Below are 16363 nucleotides of genomic sequence, written 5' to 3'. Positions count from 1 at the left end.
CTATCAGCAGCCTCAGCGGACGGATAACCGGGACCACCCGGAGACACGCCTGATGAGCGAGCTTTTTTACAACGCCGTGCCCAATGCGACCCGCGTCGCACCGCCGCTGGCCGAACCACGCCAGTACCCCAGCGAAAAACCGCAGCAGGTCTATCTGTTCGGAACCTGCGTGGTCGACCTGTTCTATCCCGAAGCCGGGATGGACGCGATTCATCTGCTGGAGCGCGAAGGCATTCGCGTCGAGTACCCGCAAGGACAAAGCTGCTGCGGACAACCGGCCTACACCTCGGGCTATACCGAGCAGGCACGGGCCGTGGCGCGCTCGCAACTGGCGCTGTTTGCCGGGGACTATCCGGTGGTGGTTCCGTCCGGCTCCTGCGCCGGGATGTTGCGCGAGCATTACGCCGACTTGTTCAAGGATGAGCCGCAGATGCTGATACAGGTTCAGGCCCTCGCGGCGCGGACCTACGAGCTGGCGGAGTTCCTGCTGTTTGTGTGCAAGGTGCAACTCAAGGACAGCGGCGAGCCGATCAAGGTCGCGCTGCACACCTCGTGTTCGGCACGTCGGGAAATGAACACCCACCTGCATGGCCGCCAATTGCTGTCGCAGTTGGACAATGTGGAACGGGTCGAACACAGCCATGAAAGCGAATGCTGTGGCTTCGGCGGGACTTTCAGCGTCCGAATGCCAGACATCTCCGGCGCGATGGTGGCGGACAAGACCCGCTCGCTGAAAGAGTCCGGCGCGCACAAGGTGCTCAGCGCCGACTGCGGTTGCCTGATGAACATCAACGGCTCGCTGGAGAAACAACAGGCCGCGCTGCGTGGGCAACACCTGGCAAGCTTCCTCTGGCAGCGTACCGGAGGTGGCCAATGAGCACGCCGCAGCTGATACCGACCGTTGCCGTGTCGGAAGATTTTCGCACCCGGGCCCACCAGGCCCTGGGTGATACGCAACTGCGCAATAACTTTCGCAGTGCGATGGATTCATTGATGACCAAGCGTGCGGCGTCGTTCAGCGATGCCCACGAGCGGGAACATCTGCGAGCGCTGGGCAATGCTGTCCGCGCCCGTGCGTTATCCAAGCTGCCCGACCTGCTCGAGCAACTTGAACAGAACCTGACCCGCAACGGTGTGACAGTGCACTGGGCGGAAACGGTGGACGAGGCCAATGGCATCGTCCTCTCGATCATCCGCGCTCACGAGGCTCGGCAAGTGATCAAGGGCAAATCGATGGTCAGCGAAGAGATGGAAATGAACCATGTCCTCGCTGAACAAGGCATTGAATGCCTTGAGTCGGACATGGGCGAATTTATCGTCCAGCTCGACCACGAGAAGCCTTCACACATCATTATGCCGGCGATCCACAAGAACGCCGGTCAGGTCGCGTCCTTGTTCCACGACAAACTTGGCGTGGAGTACACCAAGGACGTTGACCAACTCATTCAGATCGGTCGCAAGGTCTTGCGGCAGAAGTTTTTCGAAGCGGACATCGGCGTCTCCGGCGTCAACTTCGCAGTGGCCGAGACCGGCACCCTGCTGCTGGTGGAAAACGAAGGCAACGGGCGCATGTCCACCACCGTGCCGCCGGTGCACATTGCCGTCACCGGCATCGAGAAAGTCGTCGAGAACCTGCGCGACGTAGTGCCGCTGCTGTCGCTGCTGACCCGCTCGGCCCTCGGCCAGCCCATCACCACCTACGTCAATATGATCTCCGGGCCACGCCAGGCGCATGAGCTCGACGGCCCGCAGGAAGTGCACCTGGTGCTGCTGGACAACGGTCGCAGCCAGGCCTTTGCCGACAGCGAGCTGCGCCAGACCCTGAACTGCATCCGCTGCGGCGCCTGCATGAACCACTGCCCGGTCTACACCCGCATCGGCGGCCACGCCTACGGCGAGGTCTACCCCGGTCCGATCGGCAAAATCATCACCCCGCACATGGTCGGCCTGGCCAAGGTTCCGGATCACCCCAGCGCTTCGTCGCTGTGCGGCGCCTGCGGTGAAGTGTGCCCGGTGAAGATCCCGATCCCGGCGCTGCTGCGGCGCCTGCGCGAAGAAAACGTCAAGGCCCCGGACAGCCCTCATCAAGTGATGCGCGGCCAAGGCAGCAAGTACTCGCGCAAGGAACGCTTCATCTGGAACGCCTGGGCCCGGCTCAACAGCTCGCCCACGCTCTATCGGCTGTTTCTCCTGGCCGCCACTCGCCTGCGTGGGCTGACGCCAGGCAATGTCGGGCCCTGGACGCAAAACCACAGCGCGCCGAAACCTGCCGCTCGCTCCCTGCATGACCTGGCCCGCGAGCACCTGGCCAAACAGGAGGACCGTCGATGAGCGCCAAACAGAACATCCTCGCCAAGCTGCGCCACAGCCTGACCGGCACCACCACGGTGGCGGACAACTTCGACGAAGCGCTGGTGACCGAGCCCTACACCTACAGCCCGGAACAACGCATCCCGCAACTGCGCAAACTGATGGAAGCGGTACACACCGAAATCCACCTCAGCACCGGCGCCGATTGGCCCGAGCTGCTGGCCCAGCTGCTCAAGGACCGGCAATTGCCCAGCCTGCTGATCGCCCCCACCACGGCCCACGGCCAGCGTGTCACCGCGTACTGGGCCGAACACTCGGATCTGCCGACACTCAAGGCCTACGACCGGCCGGTGGAAGAGTGGAAAGCCGAGTTGTTCAATGACACCCCGGCCAGCCTCACCACCACCCTCGGCGCAATTGCCGCCACCGGCAGCCTGATCCTGTGGCCGACCCGGGAAGAGCCGCGCCTGATGAGCCTGGTGCCGCCGGTGCATTTTGCCCTGCTCAAGGCCAGTGAAATTCGCGACAACTTTTATCAGGTCCAGCAGCAGATGAACTGGGCTGCCGGCATGCCGACCAATGCCCTGCTGGTATCCGGCCCGTCGAAGACTGCCGACATCGAGCAAGTCCTGGCTTACGGCGCCCACGGCCCGAAAGACCTGGTGGTACTGATCCTGGAGGACCAATGAGCCTACCGGCCGCTTTCCTGCGTGATGCGCAGCAACTGATTCCCCAGGAGCGCCGTTTCGACGACCCGCTCTCGACCCTGGCCTTTGGCACCGACGCCAGTTTTTATCGGCTGATCCCCAAGCTGGTGATCCGCGTCGAGTCCGAAGACGAAGTGGTCGCCCTGCTCGAACTGGCCCAGCGTGACCGCGTGCCGGTGACCTTCCGCGCCGCCGGCACCAGCCTTTCGGGGCAGGCCATCAGCGACTCGGTATTGATCGTGCTGGGAGATAACTGGAACGCGAAAGAAATCCGCGGGCAAGGCATGCAGATCCGTCTGCAACCGGGGGTGATCGGGGCCCAGGCCAATGCCTGGCTGGCACCGTTCGGACGCAAGATCGGCCCTGACCCGGCCTCGATCAATGCCTGCAAGATCGGCGGTATCGTCGCCAACAACGCCAGCGGCATGTGCTGCGGCACCGCGCAAAACACCTATCACACCCTGGCTGGGATCCGCCTGGTACTGGCCGACGGCAGCCGCCTCGACACCGAAGACGCCAACAGCGTGGCCGCGTTCCGCAACAGCCACGGCGAACTGCTGGAGCGCCTGGCAACCCTGGGCCGCGAGACGCGGGCCAATGCCGAGCTGGCGGCCAAGATCCGCCATAAATACCGCCTGAAAAACACCACCGGCCTGTCGCTCAATGCCCTGGTGGATTACGACGAGCCTGTGGATATCTTGAGCCATCTGCTGGTGGGCTCCGAAGGCACCCTGGGTTTTATCAGCGCAGTGACCTACGACACGGTGATCGACCACCCGAACAAGGCGTCGGCGCTGATTGTGTTCCCCGATGTGGAAACCTGCTGCAACGCCGTGACCGTGCTCAAGAGCCAACCGGTCTCGGCCGTGGAACTGCTGGACCGCCGCAGCCTGCGCTCGGTGCAGGACAAGCCCGGGATGCCGGCCTTTGTCCAGCAACTGTCGGCCAGTGCCTGCGCGCTGTTGATCGAGTCCCGCGCCGCGTCGTCGTCGCTGCTGCACGAGCAACTGGCGCAGATCATGAATTCCCTGGCTGCCTTCCCGGTGGAAAAGCAGGTGGACTTCACCGAAGACCCGCAGGAAAACGCCAAGCTCTGGGCAATCCGCAAGGACACCTTCCCCGCCGTGGGCGCGGTGCGTAAAACCGGGACCACGGTCATCATCGAAGACGTGACGTTCCCGGTCGAACAGTTGGCTATCGGCGTCAACCGCCTGATCGAGCTGTTCGACAAACACCATTACGACGAGGCGATCCTGTTTGGCCATGCCCTGGAGGGCAACCTGCACTTCGTCTTCACCCAGGGCTTCAACAGTGCCGAAGAAGTGGCGCGTTACCAGGCGTTCATGGATGACGTGGCGCAGTTGGTGGCGGTGGAGTTCGGAGGTTCGCTCAAGGCCGAACACGGCACCGGGCGCAACATGGCGCCCTTTGTCGAGCTGGAATGGGGCAGCGATGCCTACCAGTTGATGTGGCAACTCAAGCGTCTGCTCGACCCCAACGGCATCCTCAACCCGGACGTGGTGCTCAGCGACGACCCGCAAATCCACCTCAAGCACCTCAAGCCGCTGCCGGCGGCGGACGAGATTGTGGATAAGTGCATCGAGTGCGGGTTCTGCGAACCGGTGTGCCCGTCCAAGGGGCTGACCTTGAGTCCGCGCCAGCGCATCGTCATCTGGCGTGATATCCAGGCGAAAAAAAGTGCCGGCATCGACACCCGCGAACTGGAAGAGGCCTATCAGTACCAGGGCATCGACACCTGCGCCGCGACGGGCCTGTGTGCGCAACGCTGTCCGGTGGGCATCAACACCGGGGAGCTGGTGAAGCAACTGCGCAGCCGCAGCGCCAACCACGGCAAGACCGCCGATTGGCTGGGCAATCACTTCGCGACCACCTTGCAGGGCGCGCGCTTTACCCTGCACGTGGCCAACGGCGCGCGCATGCTGCTGGGGGCTCCGCGCCTGGCCAGGCTGTCGGCGTCCTTGAGCAAGCTGTCCAAGGGTCAGGTCCCGCAATGGACCAGCGCCATGCCGCAACCGGAAAAGGCCATCCGTTTCAGCCCCAGCGTCAGCGATCAGCGCCCACGGGTGGTGTACCTGGCGGCGTGCGTCTCGCGGGTGATGGGCCCGGCAGCGGGCGACAAGGAACAGATGTCGCTCTACGACAAGACCCGGGGCCTGCTGGAAAAAGCCGGCTTTCAGGTGGTGATCCCCGACAATCCGGACAGCCTCTGCTGCGGCCAGCCATTCGCCTCCAAAGGCTATGCGGAGCAGGCCGAACACAAGCGCCAGGAGTTGATCGGCGCCCTGCTCCACGCCAGCCGTGGCGGCCTCGACCCGATCTACTGCGACACCAGCCCGTGCACCCTGCGCCTGGTACAGGACCTGGGCGATGTGCGCCTGGACCTGTATGACCCGGTACGTTTCATCCGCACCCACCTGATGGATCGGCTGGAATTCACCCCCCAGGAAGCGCCTATCGCAGTGCATGTCACCTGCAGCACCCAGCACCTGGGAGAAAGCCAGGCCCTGATCGACCTGGCCCGGCGCTGCAGCAGCAACGTGGTGATTCCGGAGGGTATCCACTGCTGCGGTTTCGCCGGCGACAAGGGCTTCACCACCCCCGAACTCAATGCCCACTCACTGCGTAGCCTCAAGGACGCGGTGCAGCATTGCAGCGAAGGGATCTCCACCAGCCGCACCTGTGAAATCGGCCTCAGCCAGCACGGCGGCATCGACTATCACGGGCTGGTGTACCTGGTGGACAGGGTCACCCGGGCCAAGGTGGCCTGAGGCATCAACCTGACTGAAAAGGGGCATCTTTGCCCCTTTTTAGTGCCCCCGGCACTAGCCAGGTGGTTTTTTCATAACCGGAGTAAAAAAAACCGAATTCCTGCGCGCGGCTATAGTCATCTGCTTAGGCCCCAGTGAATGAGGCTTATAACCGACCTCGGCAGGTTGTCCTGATTGATCGGCAGCACCGAGACTAATCGTTCAAGGAGATACCTTATGAAGCGTTCTGCATTGGCTGGACTGTTCATTACTGCGGCAATGTTGGCCTCCCCGGTGTTCGCGGCCGCGCAGGAAGACCTGTGTCAGATCAACCTGCAAAAAATCCGCGACGCCAAAGTCAGCACTGAAGCCATGAGCGAGCAACTGAGCAACGACATCGACGCGTCGGTTCAACAGGCAACCGCCGAGAAAGCCAAAGGCACCGAGGAAGGCACCAAGAATTGCATCTCGCTGACCACCCAGGCGATCCAGAAATTGCAGAACAACACCAAGGGCGATCAGTAAGCAACCGCTCAAGGTCAACCTTCGGGTTGGCCTTCTGAGCCCGGTTGGCGTACACTGTGTCGACCTGCTGGTTACGTACAGCAGGTTCGGGGCCGTTTAGGATTCGACGCCGGTTGCGAAACTTTAGGTGCATGCCGAGTTGGTAACAGAACTCGTAAATCCACTGTTGCAACTTCCTATAGTTGCCAATGACGAAACCTACGGGGAATACGCTCTCGCTGCGTAAGCAGCCTTAGCCCTTCCCTCCTGGTACCTTCGGGTCCAGCAATCATCAGGGGATGTCTGTAAACCCAAAGTGATTGTCATATAGAACAGAATCGCCGTGCAGTACGTTGTGGACGAAGCGGCTAAAACTTACACAACTCGCCCAAAGCACCCTGCCCGTCGGGTCGCTGAGGGTTAACTTAATAGACACGGCTACGCATGTAGTACCGACAGCGGAGTACTGGCGGACGGGGGTTCAAATCCCCCCGGCTCCACCACTTCAACATCTAAAGACGTCCACGGACGTCTTTTTTTGTGCCTGAAACCCAGTAAATCCGGGGGCTTAGGCACCATCAAGATCCATCAGCGTCCACCGACGTCCATGCAAACGTGTATTCCAAGTGGTATTCCAAGCTCCTAACTGGTAATTTTTGGAATACACAAACAGCATTGGAATACACCATGGGTGCCCAAGCCACGCGCCTTTCAGACCTGAAAGTCAAAGCCGCCAAACCTAAGGAAAAGGACTATACGCTGACTGATGGCAACGGCCTTCAAATGCGAGTACGAATCAATGGCTCAAAATTATGGAATTTCAACTATATCCATCCCGTAACCAAAAAACGGATAAACATGGGACTAGGCACGTTCCCCGAGGTGAGCCTGGCTCAAGCACGCAAGCGAACCGTTGAAGCAAGGGAGATCGTCGCTCAGGGGCTGGACCCGAAAGAGCAGCGCGATGCGGAGCGGCATGCGAAAAAAGCAGCCACAGAACACACTCTCGAAAACGTGACGACGGCGTGGTTTGAGCTCAAAAAGGATTCAGTCACCGCTGCCTATGCTGAAGACATTTGGCGCTCTCTCACGCTGCACGTCTTCCCGGACCTGGGCAGCACACCAATCTCAGCCATCAATGCCCCTAAGGTCATCGGTATGCTCAGACCCTTGGAAACCAAAGGCAGCCTCGAAACAGTTAAGCGCCTAACACAGCGTCTCAACGAGGTCATGACCTACGGCGTCAATTCAGGACTGATTTACTCAAACCCGCTCAGCGGAATCCGTTCCGTCTTCAAAAAGCCCAAAAAGAAGAACATGGCGGCACTCCCACCCGATGAGCTGAAAGACTTGATGTTGGCAATCGCCAATGCCAGCATAAAAAGGACTACCCGCTGCCTAATCGAATGGCAGCTCCATACCATGACCCGCCCCGCAGAGGCTGCTACCGCCCGCTGGGCTGACATCGACATAGAAAAGAGGGTATGGACGATTCCAGCTGAGCGCATGAAGAAACGCCGGATCCACATAGTGCCGCTCACAGACCAGGCCCTTGCCCTGCTTGAAGCAATCAAGCTCTACAGCGGACACCGCGAGTACGTGTTCCCTGCAGACCGAAATCCTCGAACCCACTGCAACAGCCAAACCGCCAACATGGCACTGAAACGCATGGGATTCGAAGGACGACTGGTAAGCCATGGGATGCGCTCTATGGCCAGTACCATCCTGAACGAAAATGCCTGGGATCCTGAGTTGATTGAAGTAGCGCTTGCACACGTCGATAAAGACGAGGTACGTAGCGCATATAATCGAGCGGACTACATTGAGCGCAGACGCCCAATGATGAAGTGGTGGAGCGAGCACATCCAAGAAGCAGCTACCGGCAATCTTTCGATGTCGGCCATTCAGGACAACCGGGACAGGAAGATCGTCTCGATTCGTTGAGTGATAAAGCTCTACCGAAATAGCGCCCCCTCAGATATCCTATATCCGTTAACTAACCACTCCAGATGCTACATATCTGGAGTGGTTCGAAAACAGCTCAATAGCTAGCTCTAAAGCCACAGCGACCATCAATACATAAATCACAACACAGCTTGAATAAGCAAGAGCTTAAAATCAATTCCTTTTAATCAACAAGCTTCCAGAATTTGATCCATACGTCTTACCTGTAACCATACCTTGCTTGTAATAGTCATTGAGCAACTTCAAAAAATCCTCAACATCATTCTTGTCTTCAATTAGGACTCTTCCATCTGAAGTTGACTTCAGTTCTCGCCCCTCATACTGAAGAAGCATCTGCTTCATATTCTCAATTTCAGCAGCACCGATTTGAGCATGATTGTTATTTTTAGCGATATTCGCTAGGGCTCGCATCATAGAAGGTTTTGATGTGACTTCCGCACGAACAATTTCTAAACCTTCGACCACAGAATGATTATTTATTATCTCTAATGTTTTGTTTGATAGCTCAACAAACTCATCTTCTAACTCGGCAATTTTTTCGAACGCAGCCTTAGAGAAAATCAGAAACGAATTGTCTTGCAATACGCAATCAAATCTATCTTCAAAAGTAATATGCTCAGCCTTAACCTCCACCAACTTAGGGTCTGCGGAGTCGAAGTGAGCCTTAACTTTCTTCCCAAAGCCTTGCGGTGTGTCTGTAGCAACACTTGTAGCTGTTAACTTTTTGAAAAATAAGGCTTTTGCCTTTCCACCATCAGTCGTACTTACAATCTTAACGCAGTAGCACCAAATATTCTTTTTTAGCTCATTTAAAGAAACGGCGGACTTTATTTCCGTGCCGTTGAGAATTTTCTTCCAGGTATGATCTGAAACCTTTAACTTTCCAGCCTCATCATACTTGAACAGCGTTTTTGGCATGTCATCGGAGATGACAGCATATTTCTGAGCCACTGCCGAAGACTCTACATATTTATCAACTTGCGCCTTTGCAGACTTAAGAAAAAAACCATTGATTTCCTTCGATGCATCTATCCTACTAAGAGCATAGCTAAATCCTTTTTTCTTATTTTCAGTCTTGGCTTTTCTTTGTATAAAGAAAACCTCGAACGAAAGATTTGGCTGCTCTAGTAAACCTTTAACGGTGCTCAACGCTTCGCTACTCATCCTTCCTCCCCAAATCTATACCAAAATACAATCTGTGGGCAATTCGCTTCATCTTGAGCAAATCACCTTCTTCCATAAACTTTTCTTTGGTAAGAATTATTATTTTCCTCTTTACTCCCGCTAGGCTTTCGACCTCTACGTGATAGAGCGAATACCAAAAACTCAAAGTTGGGTTTATAAGTATCATTGATGAATTGACGTAAATTGTATACGTAACACACATCAAAGTGACTATTGGTATTAACTGGGCAGGGTCAGCGGGATCTTGAAATACGAAAGGGATAATGTAAGTAAATAGATAAGCGATTGATTCTGAGTTTTTATTTTCTACGTCAACTACCTTGGAAATTTCGCCGCTTTCCTCAGCTCTCTCTCCGAGATTTTTGAGTAAGACCATCAAGAAAATAACAGCCAGAACCGAGATAATTATAAGAGTGGTAGCCACACCGAATTTCTTTGCGAAATTCATCCAGGCATCGCTGTTGAAACCGCCAAAGCTTATATAGTCGCTGTTTTTATAGAATTGCTGAAAAATAATTATCAAAAACAACGGAATGTAAGACACTAGGAAAAGGGTAAGCCTTCCCAGCCGCGTCAATCCGTGCCTTCTGTCCCTACTGCTCTGCATTGGACTATTCCCTGTGCCTTAACACAAGATCTTAGCTGATAGGTGACTACCCTCCAATCAGAATCCTATCCGGACGCTCAGCCTGATTCGTTGAGTGGTGCCAAAACGTCGCAAACGGAAAATTACCTCTAAAACTCCTTCAACCAGATCAAGATGCCGAGTTGGATTCAATTCGAAAAAAACTCAGCCCTACATAATCGCAATGACATAACCACCAGAGAGGTTTGCCCCATGTCATTGCAGTGCCCTCGCTGTCATTCCCCAAAAGTCGCTTCCTTCCACCACGCCATGAAAATCGGGGCCGCTATCGGCACCGTAGGCGGTGCAGCCCGTGGCGTCAGCACAGCTATAGCAGGTGGTCAGGCTGGTGCGCTCATCGGCGCTATCGCCGGACCTGTCGGCGTCACCCTCGGATCAGTGTCGGGCGCCATCCTAGGCGGCCTGGCTGGTGGCGTGGGCGGCTGCGCGCTCGGCGCTCAGTTAGGCGAGTCGCTCGACCGCCACGTCCTGGCCCACAACCTCTGCCTGCTCTGTGGTCACCGCTTCAACCTGCCGACCTGACCTGGCCGTACCATTTCTTTCTATCCATATCGTCGGGACGGTGCTGCGCAGTGCGCGGCGCTTATGCCGACTTGCACCCAAAGGAACCTCAACCATGGCTCATCTCGTCGAAACTATGGCCTACGCTGGCGCTTCTCCCTGGCACGGCCTGGGTAACCAGCTCACTCAAAAACAACCCATCGAAGTTTGGCAACGCGAAGCCGGCATGAACTGGAAAATCGAGGAAAGCCCCGTGCATTTCAAATCGGATGCTGTCGGCCGCCTGGGCACCATCCACTCCTTCCCTGAGCAGAAGGTGCTCTACCGATCAGATACCAAGGCACCACTGTCGGTAGTCTCTCAACGCTATCACACCGTGCAGCCGCGCGAGGTGCTGGAGTTCTATCGGGATCTCACCGAGGTCTCCGGCTATGAATTGGAAACGGCCGGTGTGCTCAAGGGCGGTCGCAAGTTCTGGGCGCTGGCGCGTACCGGGCAAGGCGCAACGCTCAATGGTAACGACCAGGTCAACGGCTACCTGCTGCTGGCCACATCTTGCGACGGCACCCTGGCCACCACAGCAACACCTACCACCGTGCGAGTGGTGTGCAACAACACTCTGACCATCGCCCTGGACGGCACCAGCCGCGCGATCAAGGTGCCGCACAACACCCGCTTCGATCAGAAAGCAGTAAAGAAACAGCTCGGCATCGCCGTCTCGCAGTGGGATGAGTTTATGTACCGCATGCGGACCTTGTCTGAGCGCAAGGTTCAGTGGCATGAGGCACTGGGGTTCTTCATGACAGTGTTGTGTGAGACCAGTCCAACCGGCGCACTGCCGGAGGTACTGCCCAACGAACGCGCCCTGCGAAAGGTGCAAGAGCTGTATGAAGGCCGCGGTCGGGGCAGTCAGCTGGACTCGGCTCGCGGTACCGCCTGGGGCCTGCTCAACGCCGTAACCGAGTACGTCGACCATGAACGTCGCGCCCGTAGCAACGAGTACCGCATGGACTCGGCCTGGTTCGGCCAAGGGGCGCAGATCAAGCAACGTGCTCTGGACTCCGCCCTGCAGCTTGTCGCCTAAACGGTTACTTCCTCCCCCCAAAACGCCCGATCAGCAACGAGGCTGATCGGGCGTTTCTATTTCTGCAAGGTGAACGCTATGAACGCTACTCCGTTGCGCAGCACTAGCAAGGCTCGTCCAGCGCTGCGCCTGATCAGCACCAAGGAACTGCCTCGTGAAGATTGGCTGGCGGTGCGCAACCAAGGCATCGGCAGCTCGGATGCCGGCGCTGCGGTGGGTCTAAATCCCTACAAATCGCAGTTGGAGCTGTGGCTGGAGAAAACCGGTCGATACACCACTCTGCCAAAAGCCGACCCACATGATGAAGAAAGTCCGATGTACTGGGGCAACGTGCTGGAACCAATCGTGGCCTGGCACTACAGCAAGCGTACTAAGAATAAGGTGCGACGTATCAACGCCGTACTGCAGCATCCGAATCCGGATATGTCCTGGATGCTAGCCAACATCGACCGTGAGGTGATCGGCGCGGACGACGTGCAGATCCTCGAATGTAAGACCGCCGGCATAAATGGGGCACGCCTCTGGAAGGAAGGTGTACCCGAGTATGTAGAACTGCAAGTGATGCACCAACTCGCAGTCACCGGCAAGCAGGCGGCAGATGTAGCGGTGCTGCTCGGAGGTCAGCACCTGGAGATCCATCGCATTAAGCGAGATGAGCAGATGATCGCCCGCCTGATCGAACTGGAGCGTAAGTTTTGGACCTACGTGGAAACCGATACCCCGCCGCCAGCCGACGGCAGTCCATCGGCCGAGGCGGCTTTGCGCTGCTTGTACCCGGAGGGCAACGGTCAGACCGTCGACTTCAGCGGCCATGCAGGATTGGCTGCGGCCTACTTAGAGCTCAAGGCCGTACGCCAGTCGATTGCCGACAAGGAAAAGCGCGAGGCTGAGCTCAAGCAGATGCTGCAGCAGGCCATGGGCGATGCCAGTCGGGCGGAGTTCTCCAACGGCTACGTCTCCTGGCGCAAGGCCAAGGACAGCATCGGTCTCGATGTCGCTCAACTGCTCCAGGACAAGCCCTACCTGCAGACCAAGTACCCGCTGCTGAAACCCGGTGCAAGGCGTTTCCTGGTCGGCTGATTTCCACCTCTTTCACTCTTCCCTCCCCTTGGCCAGTCCATACAGTTCGCGCTGCGTGACTGGTCTTTTTTCATTTCCAGGAGAACCATCATGTTGAAAGGCTTAGCACTGACTCCGCCCGTGCTCGGACGCATCTCCATCGGCAAAGTCGTTGAAAGAAACGGTAAACGCCTGCCGGAGAAAGATGATCAGTTCACCATCACATCCCAAGTACAAAGCAGGGATGGCTGGCTGCTACATCCACTCAACGACGAACTGCGCCAGAGTAAGGAAGACAAGCTGCGCAGTATTCCTATACGCCTATTGTTCAACGAACCGGAGCTGAATTTCCGGGCCGATTACACCCTGTTCGACCGGCAGTCCGGGCGACCGTTGTGCGTGGGCAATGGTGAAACCTGCAAGCGCGCTGCCCAGGACGGCATACAGTCTCTGCCCTGCCCTTCGCCCGATGCCTGCCCACTGGCCAAAGGCGGTGCCTGCAAGCCTTACGGGCGACTGAATGTGATTATCGGTGATGAGGATTCGTTGGGTAGCTTTGTGTTCCGCACCACCGGATTCAACAGCATCCGCACCCTGGCCGCTCGACTGCATTACTTCCAGGCCATCTCGGGCAATCGACTGGCTTGCCTGCCGCTGGAGCTGCGTCTACGCGGTAAATCCACCCGGCAAAGCCATGGCACGCCGATCTTCTATGTCGACATCACGATACGCGCTGGCATGGATATGAGCGAAGCACTGCAGAAGGCGAGCGAGCTGGATACACAGCGGCAAACAGCAGGTTTCGATCAGAGGGCTCTAGATGACGCGGCTCGCCGAGGCTTCGGCAACGGCGCCTTCGAGGACAGCGAGGAGGACAGTCACGTCGTGATCGAGGAGTTTTTCGTAAATTCGGAGCCCGCCAGCACCTCTAGCCAGGATGAATCGCAGCCCGCTCCCAACTCCCTCGCGGGAAAACTAGAAGCCCTCACGTCGCAGGCCCACTGAATCAAACCTGTCGGTGCCGAGTACATCGGCCCGATACAAGATCTTGGAGTCCCACCATGTCGCTAATGCGATTTTTGCTCTGCTTGTTCATATTCGTCGGCGCGCTTGCAGCCGCCGGGGCGCTGGTGCTGAGCATTCTGCTCATGCTGCGCTTCCCACCGCTGTTACTGGTCTTGGTGCTGGCCTGCTGGATACTGAGTCGCTTGCACAGGCTAATTTCCTCTTGCCGGAGAAAACCCACCTGAAATATTCCAAGTAAACGTCAGCGGCCATGCACGCGGCCGCTTTTACCAGGAGAATGAATCATGCTTCGATACTGCTTGATCTGCGACTCCAAGGCCATCCTGACAAGGGAAGCAGCCAAAGGCATCGCCCTGTTGCTCGGCCTGGCTGACAGCGCGCTGCGAGAAGCGCAGAAATCTAATGAGAATACCCAAGCGCCAGGCAGCCATCTGCTCATCAATGGGTTGGCCGCTATCACTCCCGCGTATCCATCGGCGTTGCGGTTAGCCGAGGATGTCGCCAAGTTTCACTTCGCGGGGTTCAACTGTTTGTGCCTACGCTGTGGTGCTCTGTTCGACGAGCCTCGGGAAAAAGAATCCTCTGAAACAACAAAGCAACCGCCGTGACTGAGCCAATCAGTTGCGATCAAGCCTAGTGACAAGACGCTCCACCATGTCCATGACGAAGTCGCGGTCATACTCCTCCAGCCTAGACAGCAAGTCATAAAGCCTCCGCGCCTGATCCTCAGGGCGTGAACTCCCCTCGGTCAGCAGGTCAGCCGTTTCACAACGAAAAACCGCTGCCAGCTCCACCAAACGCTCGATGTTAGGCATAACGATCCCTCGCTCGATACGGGATACGGCCTCGCTTCCAATCCCAAGCCTTTCCGCAACCTGCTCCTGACTCAGCTTGCAACGAGCACGCTGGCGAGCAATTGCTTGGCCAACAAGCTCAGCCAACTGCTTCGATTTGGTTTTTGACATGCCGCCCTCCAGTTCAACCTGGATGGTTGGCTATCAACCCGTTGACATGAAGGACTTATTAAGTTGAGACTCAACCTAAAAGGTTCTATCGCATCCTTTCTCAAAACCACTATCTCTTGCAGGGAGCTCAGAAAAACCATGATCGTCGTAACAGGTCTGAATGAAGCGCAGATTGAAGGTCTCGTGAAAAGTAAAGCGTCCTTCGAGATCCATGGTCTCAGGGGCAATTTCATGGCAGGTATCAAACAGGTTGAAACCAAGATTGAAAACCTGGGGATGAAGTGTCGAGTTAAAAGCGATGTGAAAAGTGCAGTAGTGCAAGGCGGTGCACTCGGCGCCGTATTCACTGTCCTCACAACACCAGCCACATTGACCATAGCGACATTAACGGCTGCAGCAGGCGTAGGTCATACACTAGTTACGTACAACCCCGACTACGAAATCATCAAGGACTACGTCAACAAGCGGCTAAAGGTTGTTTACAAGAAATAGCAGCTTTGCTCAGCCCTCTCCTCAAACCCTCCATAGTAAGAAATAAACCATGAACCGTATCCTCAGCATCCTTCTTCTCGCGTCCTGTGCTCACGCCAACGCTGAGATCTCCGCGTACCAAGGGACAGCGGCTTTCTTTCCAGACGAGAAATCGACTCACAACCTCCCGGAAGCGATTCCATGTGTCACTCGCTCTGCAGCAACTGGCCAACCCATGCTCTTCTGCACTTGGCTCACCAGCACGCGGTACGTGGACATCTGGGACGCTCAGCGCCAGCAAAATGTCCGCATCACCAACAAAGTCAACGGCATGTGTCAGCGTGGCAACTGTCGAATGCAAGGTGCGGATGTAGGTAACTGGAAGGAGGACACTCCGTTCCAACTCTCGATCTGGTATCGCATAGGCAGTAGCACTGACGGCAAGCCAGTCGCCTACCGTACCGACGCCACTCGTCAAGTGTCGTACGTCGAAGCAGGCAGTCTACTGATGAAGTTCTACCTGGATGCAGGTGTCCCGGACAATGAACTGGTCTCGACCTTCGACAAACGCTACATCGGGGGTTGGACAGCGTGGAATCAGACGAAGGGCGAGGCAGCATCAGCAGCAAAATCCCCTTCTAATCCCCAATCCGAATGGCCAGAAGTCAAAACTGCCTGGTGCAATCCGCGCATGGATGACGACTGCTACATCAACAGCAAGAAAGTGCCAGTAGCTGAACTGGGCAAATGGTTGCCGGACATCAGCGAATCGAATGCCGACCAGCTAGGAGGTCACTGCGAGGCCATCCTCTGCTTCGACAAAGACGAACAGCCGATGGGCTATCTGTTGCCATAACAATCCTGAGCACTGCCGGACAATCTAGAATAGTCGCGCCTTGCTAACCCCAATAACAGGGGGCATACGCCCCCCATTACTAGCCAAGATTTTTTATTTTTGCCAAAGCATAATCGCGCCCAGACCATAAGAGTCCAACGATGGCCCCCACTCTATCCTGATTATGTCAGGATCGAGGTGCCCATGCGCTAACCGACTTCTACCCTAAGCCCCTAAAAGCCCAAATTATCCAGCATGCAAACAACTTGACATACCTATCGCCAGTGCAGGCCTTTAGTGCGATTGTAGTATCGATAATTAATAGGGGCTGGGCAGT

At 56.6% G+C, this 16363-nt stretch carries 16 protein-coding genes and 1 other RNA gene; 14 read left to right on the top strand and 3 right to left on the bottom strand.

What is annotated here, in order from left to right; all coding sequences use genetic code 11:
• Nucleotides 1–52: 52 nt before the first annotated feature.
• The 7 genes from MF4836_RS07130 to MF4836_RS07100 all read left to right on the top strand — a co-directional run bounded on the left by MF4836_RS07130 (nucleotide 53) and on the right by MF4836_RS07100 (nucleotide 8233).
• Nucleotides 53–877 (top strand): (Fe-S)-binding protein, encoded by an 825-nt coding sequence (locus tag MF4836_RS07130; RefSeq protein ID WP_078469770.1) that lies wholly within the window; start codon nucleotides 53–55, stop codon nucleotides 875–877.
• Complete coding sequence (locus MF4836_RS07125) at nucleotides 874–2331, top strand: LutB/LldF family L-lactate oxidation iron-sulfur protein (RefSeq protein WP_078469769.1); 1458 nt, start codon at nucleotides 874–876, stop codon at nucleotides 2329–2331. Before MF4836_RS07130 ends, MF4836_RS07125 begins: the two co-directional genes overlap by 4 nt.
• The gene (locus MF4836_RS07120) at nucleotides 2328–2999 is read left to right on the top strand and encodes a LutC/YkgG family protein (protein WP_078469768.1); all 672 of its coding nucleotides are present in this window, start codon (nucleotides 2328–2330) and stop codon (nucleotides 2997–2999) included. Before MF4836_RS07125 ends, MF4836_RS07120 begins: the two co-directional genes overlap by 4 nt.
• Nucleotides 2996–5806 (top strand): FAD-binding and (Fe-S)-binding domain-containing protein, encoded by a 2811-nt coding sequence (locus tag MF4836_RS07115; protein WP_078469767.1) that lies wholly within the window; start codon nucleotides 2996–2998, stop codon nucleotides 5804–5806. Before MF4836_RS07120 ends, MF4836_RS07115 begins: the two co-directional genes overlap by 4 nt.
• A 216-nt stretch (nucleotides 5807–6022) precedes the next feature.
• Complete coding sequence (locus tag MF4836_RS07110; protein ID WP_078469766.1) at nucleotides 6023–6310, top strand: hypothetical protein; 288 nt, start codon at nucleotides 6023–6025, stop codon at nucleotides 6308–6310.
• A gap of 88 nt (nucleotides 6311–6398) precedes the next feature.
• Nucleotides 6399–6792: a transfer-messenger RNA gene (ssrA, locus tag MF4836_RS07105) on the top strand.
• A gap of 184 nt (nucleotides 6793–6976) precedes the next feature.
• Entirely contained in the window at nucleotides 6977–8233 is a 1257-nt protein-coding gene (locus tag MF4836_RS07100; RefSeq protein ID WP_078469765.1) for an integrase domain-containing protein, read from the top strand.
• A 174-nt stretch (nucleotides 8234–8407) separates the two neighbouring features.
• On the opposite strand, the gene MF4836_RS07095 is transcribed toward MF4836_RS07100, so the two are convergent.
• The gene (locus tag MF4836_RS07095) at nucleotides 8408–9418 is read right to left on the bottom strand and encodes a Kiwa anti-phage protein KwaB-like domain-containing protein (RefSeq protein WP_078469764.1); all 1011 of its coding nucleotides are present in this window, start codon (nucleotides 9416–9418) and stop codon (nucleotides 8408–8410) included.
• Complete coding sequence (locus MF4836_RS07090; protein ID WP_078469763.1) at nucleotides 9411–10046, bottom strand: hypothetical protein; 636 nt, start codon at nucleotides 10044–10046, stop codon at nucleotides 9411–9413. The genes MF4836_RS07095 and MF4836_RS07090 overlap by 8 nt, the downstream gene beginning before the upstream one ends.
• A 231-nt stretch (nucleotides 10047–10277) precedes the next feature.
• On the opposite strand from MF4836_RS07090, the gene MF4836_RS35780 reads away from it, so the two are divergent.
• From MF4836_RS35780 to MF4836_RS07060, 5 genes are all read left to right on the top strand, one after another.
• Complete coding sequence (locus MF4836_RS35780) at nucleotides 10278–10607, top strand: hypothetical protein (protein WP_078469762.1); 330 nt, start codon at nucleotides 10278–10280, stop codon at nucleotides 10605–10607.
• A gap of 94 nt (nucleotides 10608–10701) precedes the next feature.
• Nucleotides 10702–11670 carry a DUF932 domain-containing protein gene (locus MF4836_RS07080; protein ID WP_078469761.1) on the top strand — a complete coding sequence of 323 codons (969 nt, stop codon included), beginning with the start codon at nucleotides 10702–10704 and terminating at the stop codon, nucleotides 11668–11670.
• Between the two features lie 78 nt (nucleotides 11671–11748).
• Nucleotides 11749–12750 (top strand): YqaJ viral recombinase family nuclease, encoded by a 1002-nt coding sequence (locus MF4836_RS07075; RefSeq protein WP_078469760.1) that lies wholly within the window; start codon nucleotides 11749–11751, stop codon nucleotides 12748–12750.
• Nucleotides 12751–12840: 90 nt separating this feature from the next.
• On the top strand, nucleotides 12841–13734 hold the full coding sequence (locus tag MF4836_RS07070; protein ID WP_078469759.1) for a recombination directionality factor: 894 nt from the start codon (nucleotides 12841–12843) through the stop codon (nucleotides 13732–13734).
• Nucleotides 13735–14039: 305 nt separating this feature from the next.
• Nucleotides 14040–14363 (top strand): hypothetical protein, encoded by a 324-nt coding sequence (locus MF4836_RS07060; RefSeq protein ID WP_078469757.1) that lies wholly within the window; start codon nucleotides 14040–14042, stop codon nucleotides 14361–14363.
• A 9-nt stretch (nucleotides 14364–14372) separates the two neighbouring features.
• On the opposite strand, the gene MF4836_RS07055 is transcribed toward MF4836_RS07060, so the two are convergent.
• Nucleotides 14373–14720 carry a helix-turn-helix domain-containing protein gene (locus MF4836_RS07055; RefSeq protein ID WP_078469756.1) on the bottom strand — a complete coding sequence of 116 codons (348 nt, stop codon included), beginning with the start codon at nucleotides 14718–14720 and terminating at the stop codon, nucleotides 14373–14375.
• 138 nt (nucleotides 14721–14858) lie between these two features.
• On the opposite strand from MF4836_RS07055, the gene MF4836_RS07050 reads away from it, so the two are divergent.
• A complete protein-coding gene (locus MF4836_RS07050) occupies nucleotides 14859–15212 on the top strand; it encodes a hypothetical protein (RefSeq protein ID WP_078469755.1) in 354 nt (117 codons plus the stop codon).
• Between the two features lie 49 nt (nucleotides 15213–15261).
• Entirely contained in the window at nucleotides 15262–16047 is a 786-nt protein-coding gene (locus MF4836_RS07045; protein ID WP_078469754.1) for a hypothetical protein, read from the top strand.
• Nucleotides 16048–16363 lie beyond the last annotated feature (316 nt).

Source organism: Pseudomonas sp. MF4836 (genome assembly GCF_002018875.1).
Taxonomy (GTDB): Bacteria; Pseudomonadota; Gammaproteobacteria; order Pseudomonadales; family Pseudomonadaceae; genus Aquipseudomonas.
The sequence above is the reverse complement of the archived record's forward strand: the minus strand, read 5'-3'. Positions and strand labels throughout refer to the sequence as shown.

Coding starts and splice junctions, on each gene's coding strand:
- MF4836_RS07055 (WP_078469756.1), bottom strand. CDS start 14,720: ATGTCAAAAACCAAATCGAAGCAGTTGGCTGAGCTTGTTGGCCAAGCA.
- MF4836_RS07115 (WP_078469767.1), top strand. CDS start 2,996: ATGAGCCTACCGGCCGCTTTCCTGCGTGATGCGCAGCAACTGATTCCC.
- MF4836_RS07090 (WP_078469763.1), bottom strand. CDS start 10,046: ATGCAGAGCAGTAGGGACAGAAGGCACGGATTGACGCGGCTGGGAAGG.
- MF4836_RS07130 (WP_078469770.1), top strand. CDS start 53: ATGAGCGAGCTTTTTTACAACGCCGTGCCCAATGCGACCCGCGTCGCA.
- MF4836_RS07100 (WP_078469765.1), top strand. CDS start 6,977: ATGGGTGCCCAAGCCACGCGCCTTTCAGACCTGAAAGTCAAAGCCGCC.
- MF4836_RS07125 (WP_078469769.1), top strand. CDS start 874: ATGAGCACGCCGCAGCTGATACCGACCGTTGCCGTGTCGGAAGATTTT.
- MF4836_RS07110 (WP_078469766.1), top strand. CDS start 6,023: ATGAAGCGTTCTGCATTGGCTGGACTGTTCATTACTGCGGCAATGTTG.
- MF4836_RS07070 (WP_078469759.1), top strand. CDS start 12,841: ATGTTGAAAGGCTTAGCACTGACTCCGCCCGTGCTCGGACGCATCTCC.
- MF4836_RS07080 (WP_078469761.1), top strand. CDS start 10,702: ATGGCTCATCTCGTCGAAACTATGGCCTACGCTGGCGCTTCTCCCTGG.
- MF4836_RS07050 (WP_078469755.1), top strand. CDS start 14,859: ATGATCGTCGTAACAGGTCTGAATGAAGCGCAGATTGAAGGTCTCGTG.
- MF4836_RS07045 (WP_078469754.1), top strand. CDS start 15,262: ATGAACCGTATCCTCAGCATCCTTCTTCTCGCGTCCTGTGCTCACGCC.
- MF4836_RS07060 (WP_078469757.1), top strand. CDS start 14,040: ATGCTTCGATACTGCTTGATCTGCGACTCCAAGGCCATCCTGACAAGG.
- MF4836_RS07120 (WP_078469768.1), top strand. CDS start 2,328: ATGAGCGCCAAACAGAACATCCTCGCCAAGCTGCGCCACAGCCTGACC.
- MF4836_RS07095 (WP_078469764.1), bottom strand. CDS start 9,418: ATGAGTAGCGAAGCGTTGAGCACCGTTAAAGGTTTACTAGAGCAGCCA.
- MF4836_RS35780 (WP_078469762.1), top strand. CDS start 10,278: ATGTCATTGCAGTGCCCTCGCTGTCATTCCCCAAAAGTCGCTTCCTTC.
- MF4836_RS07075 (WP_078469760.1), top strand. CDS start 11,749: ATGAACGCTACTCCGTTGCGCAGCACTAGCAAGGCTCGTCCAGCGCTG.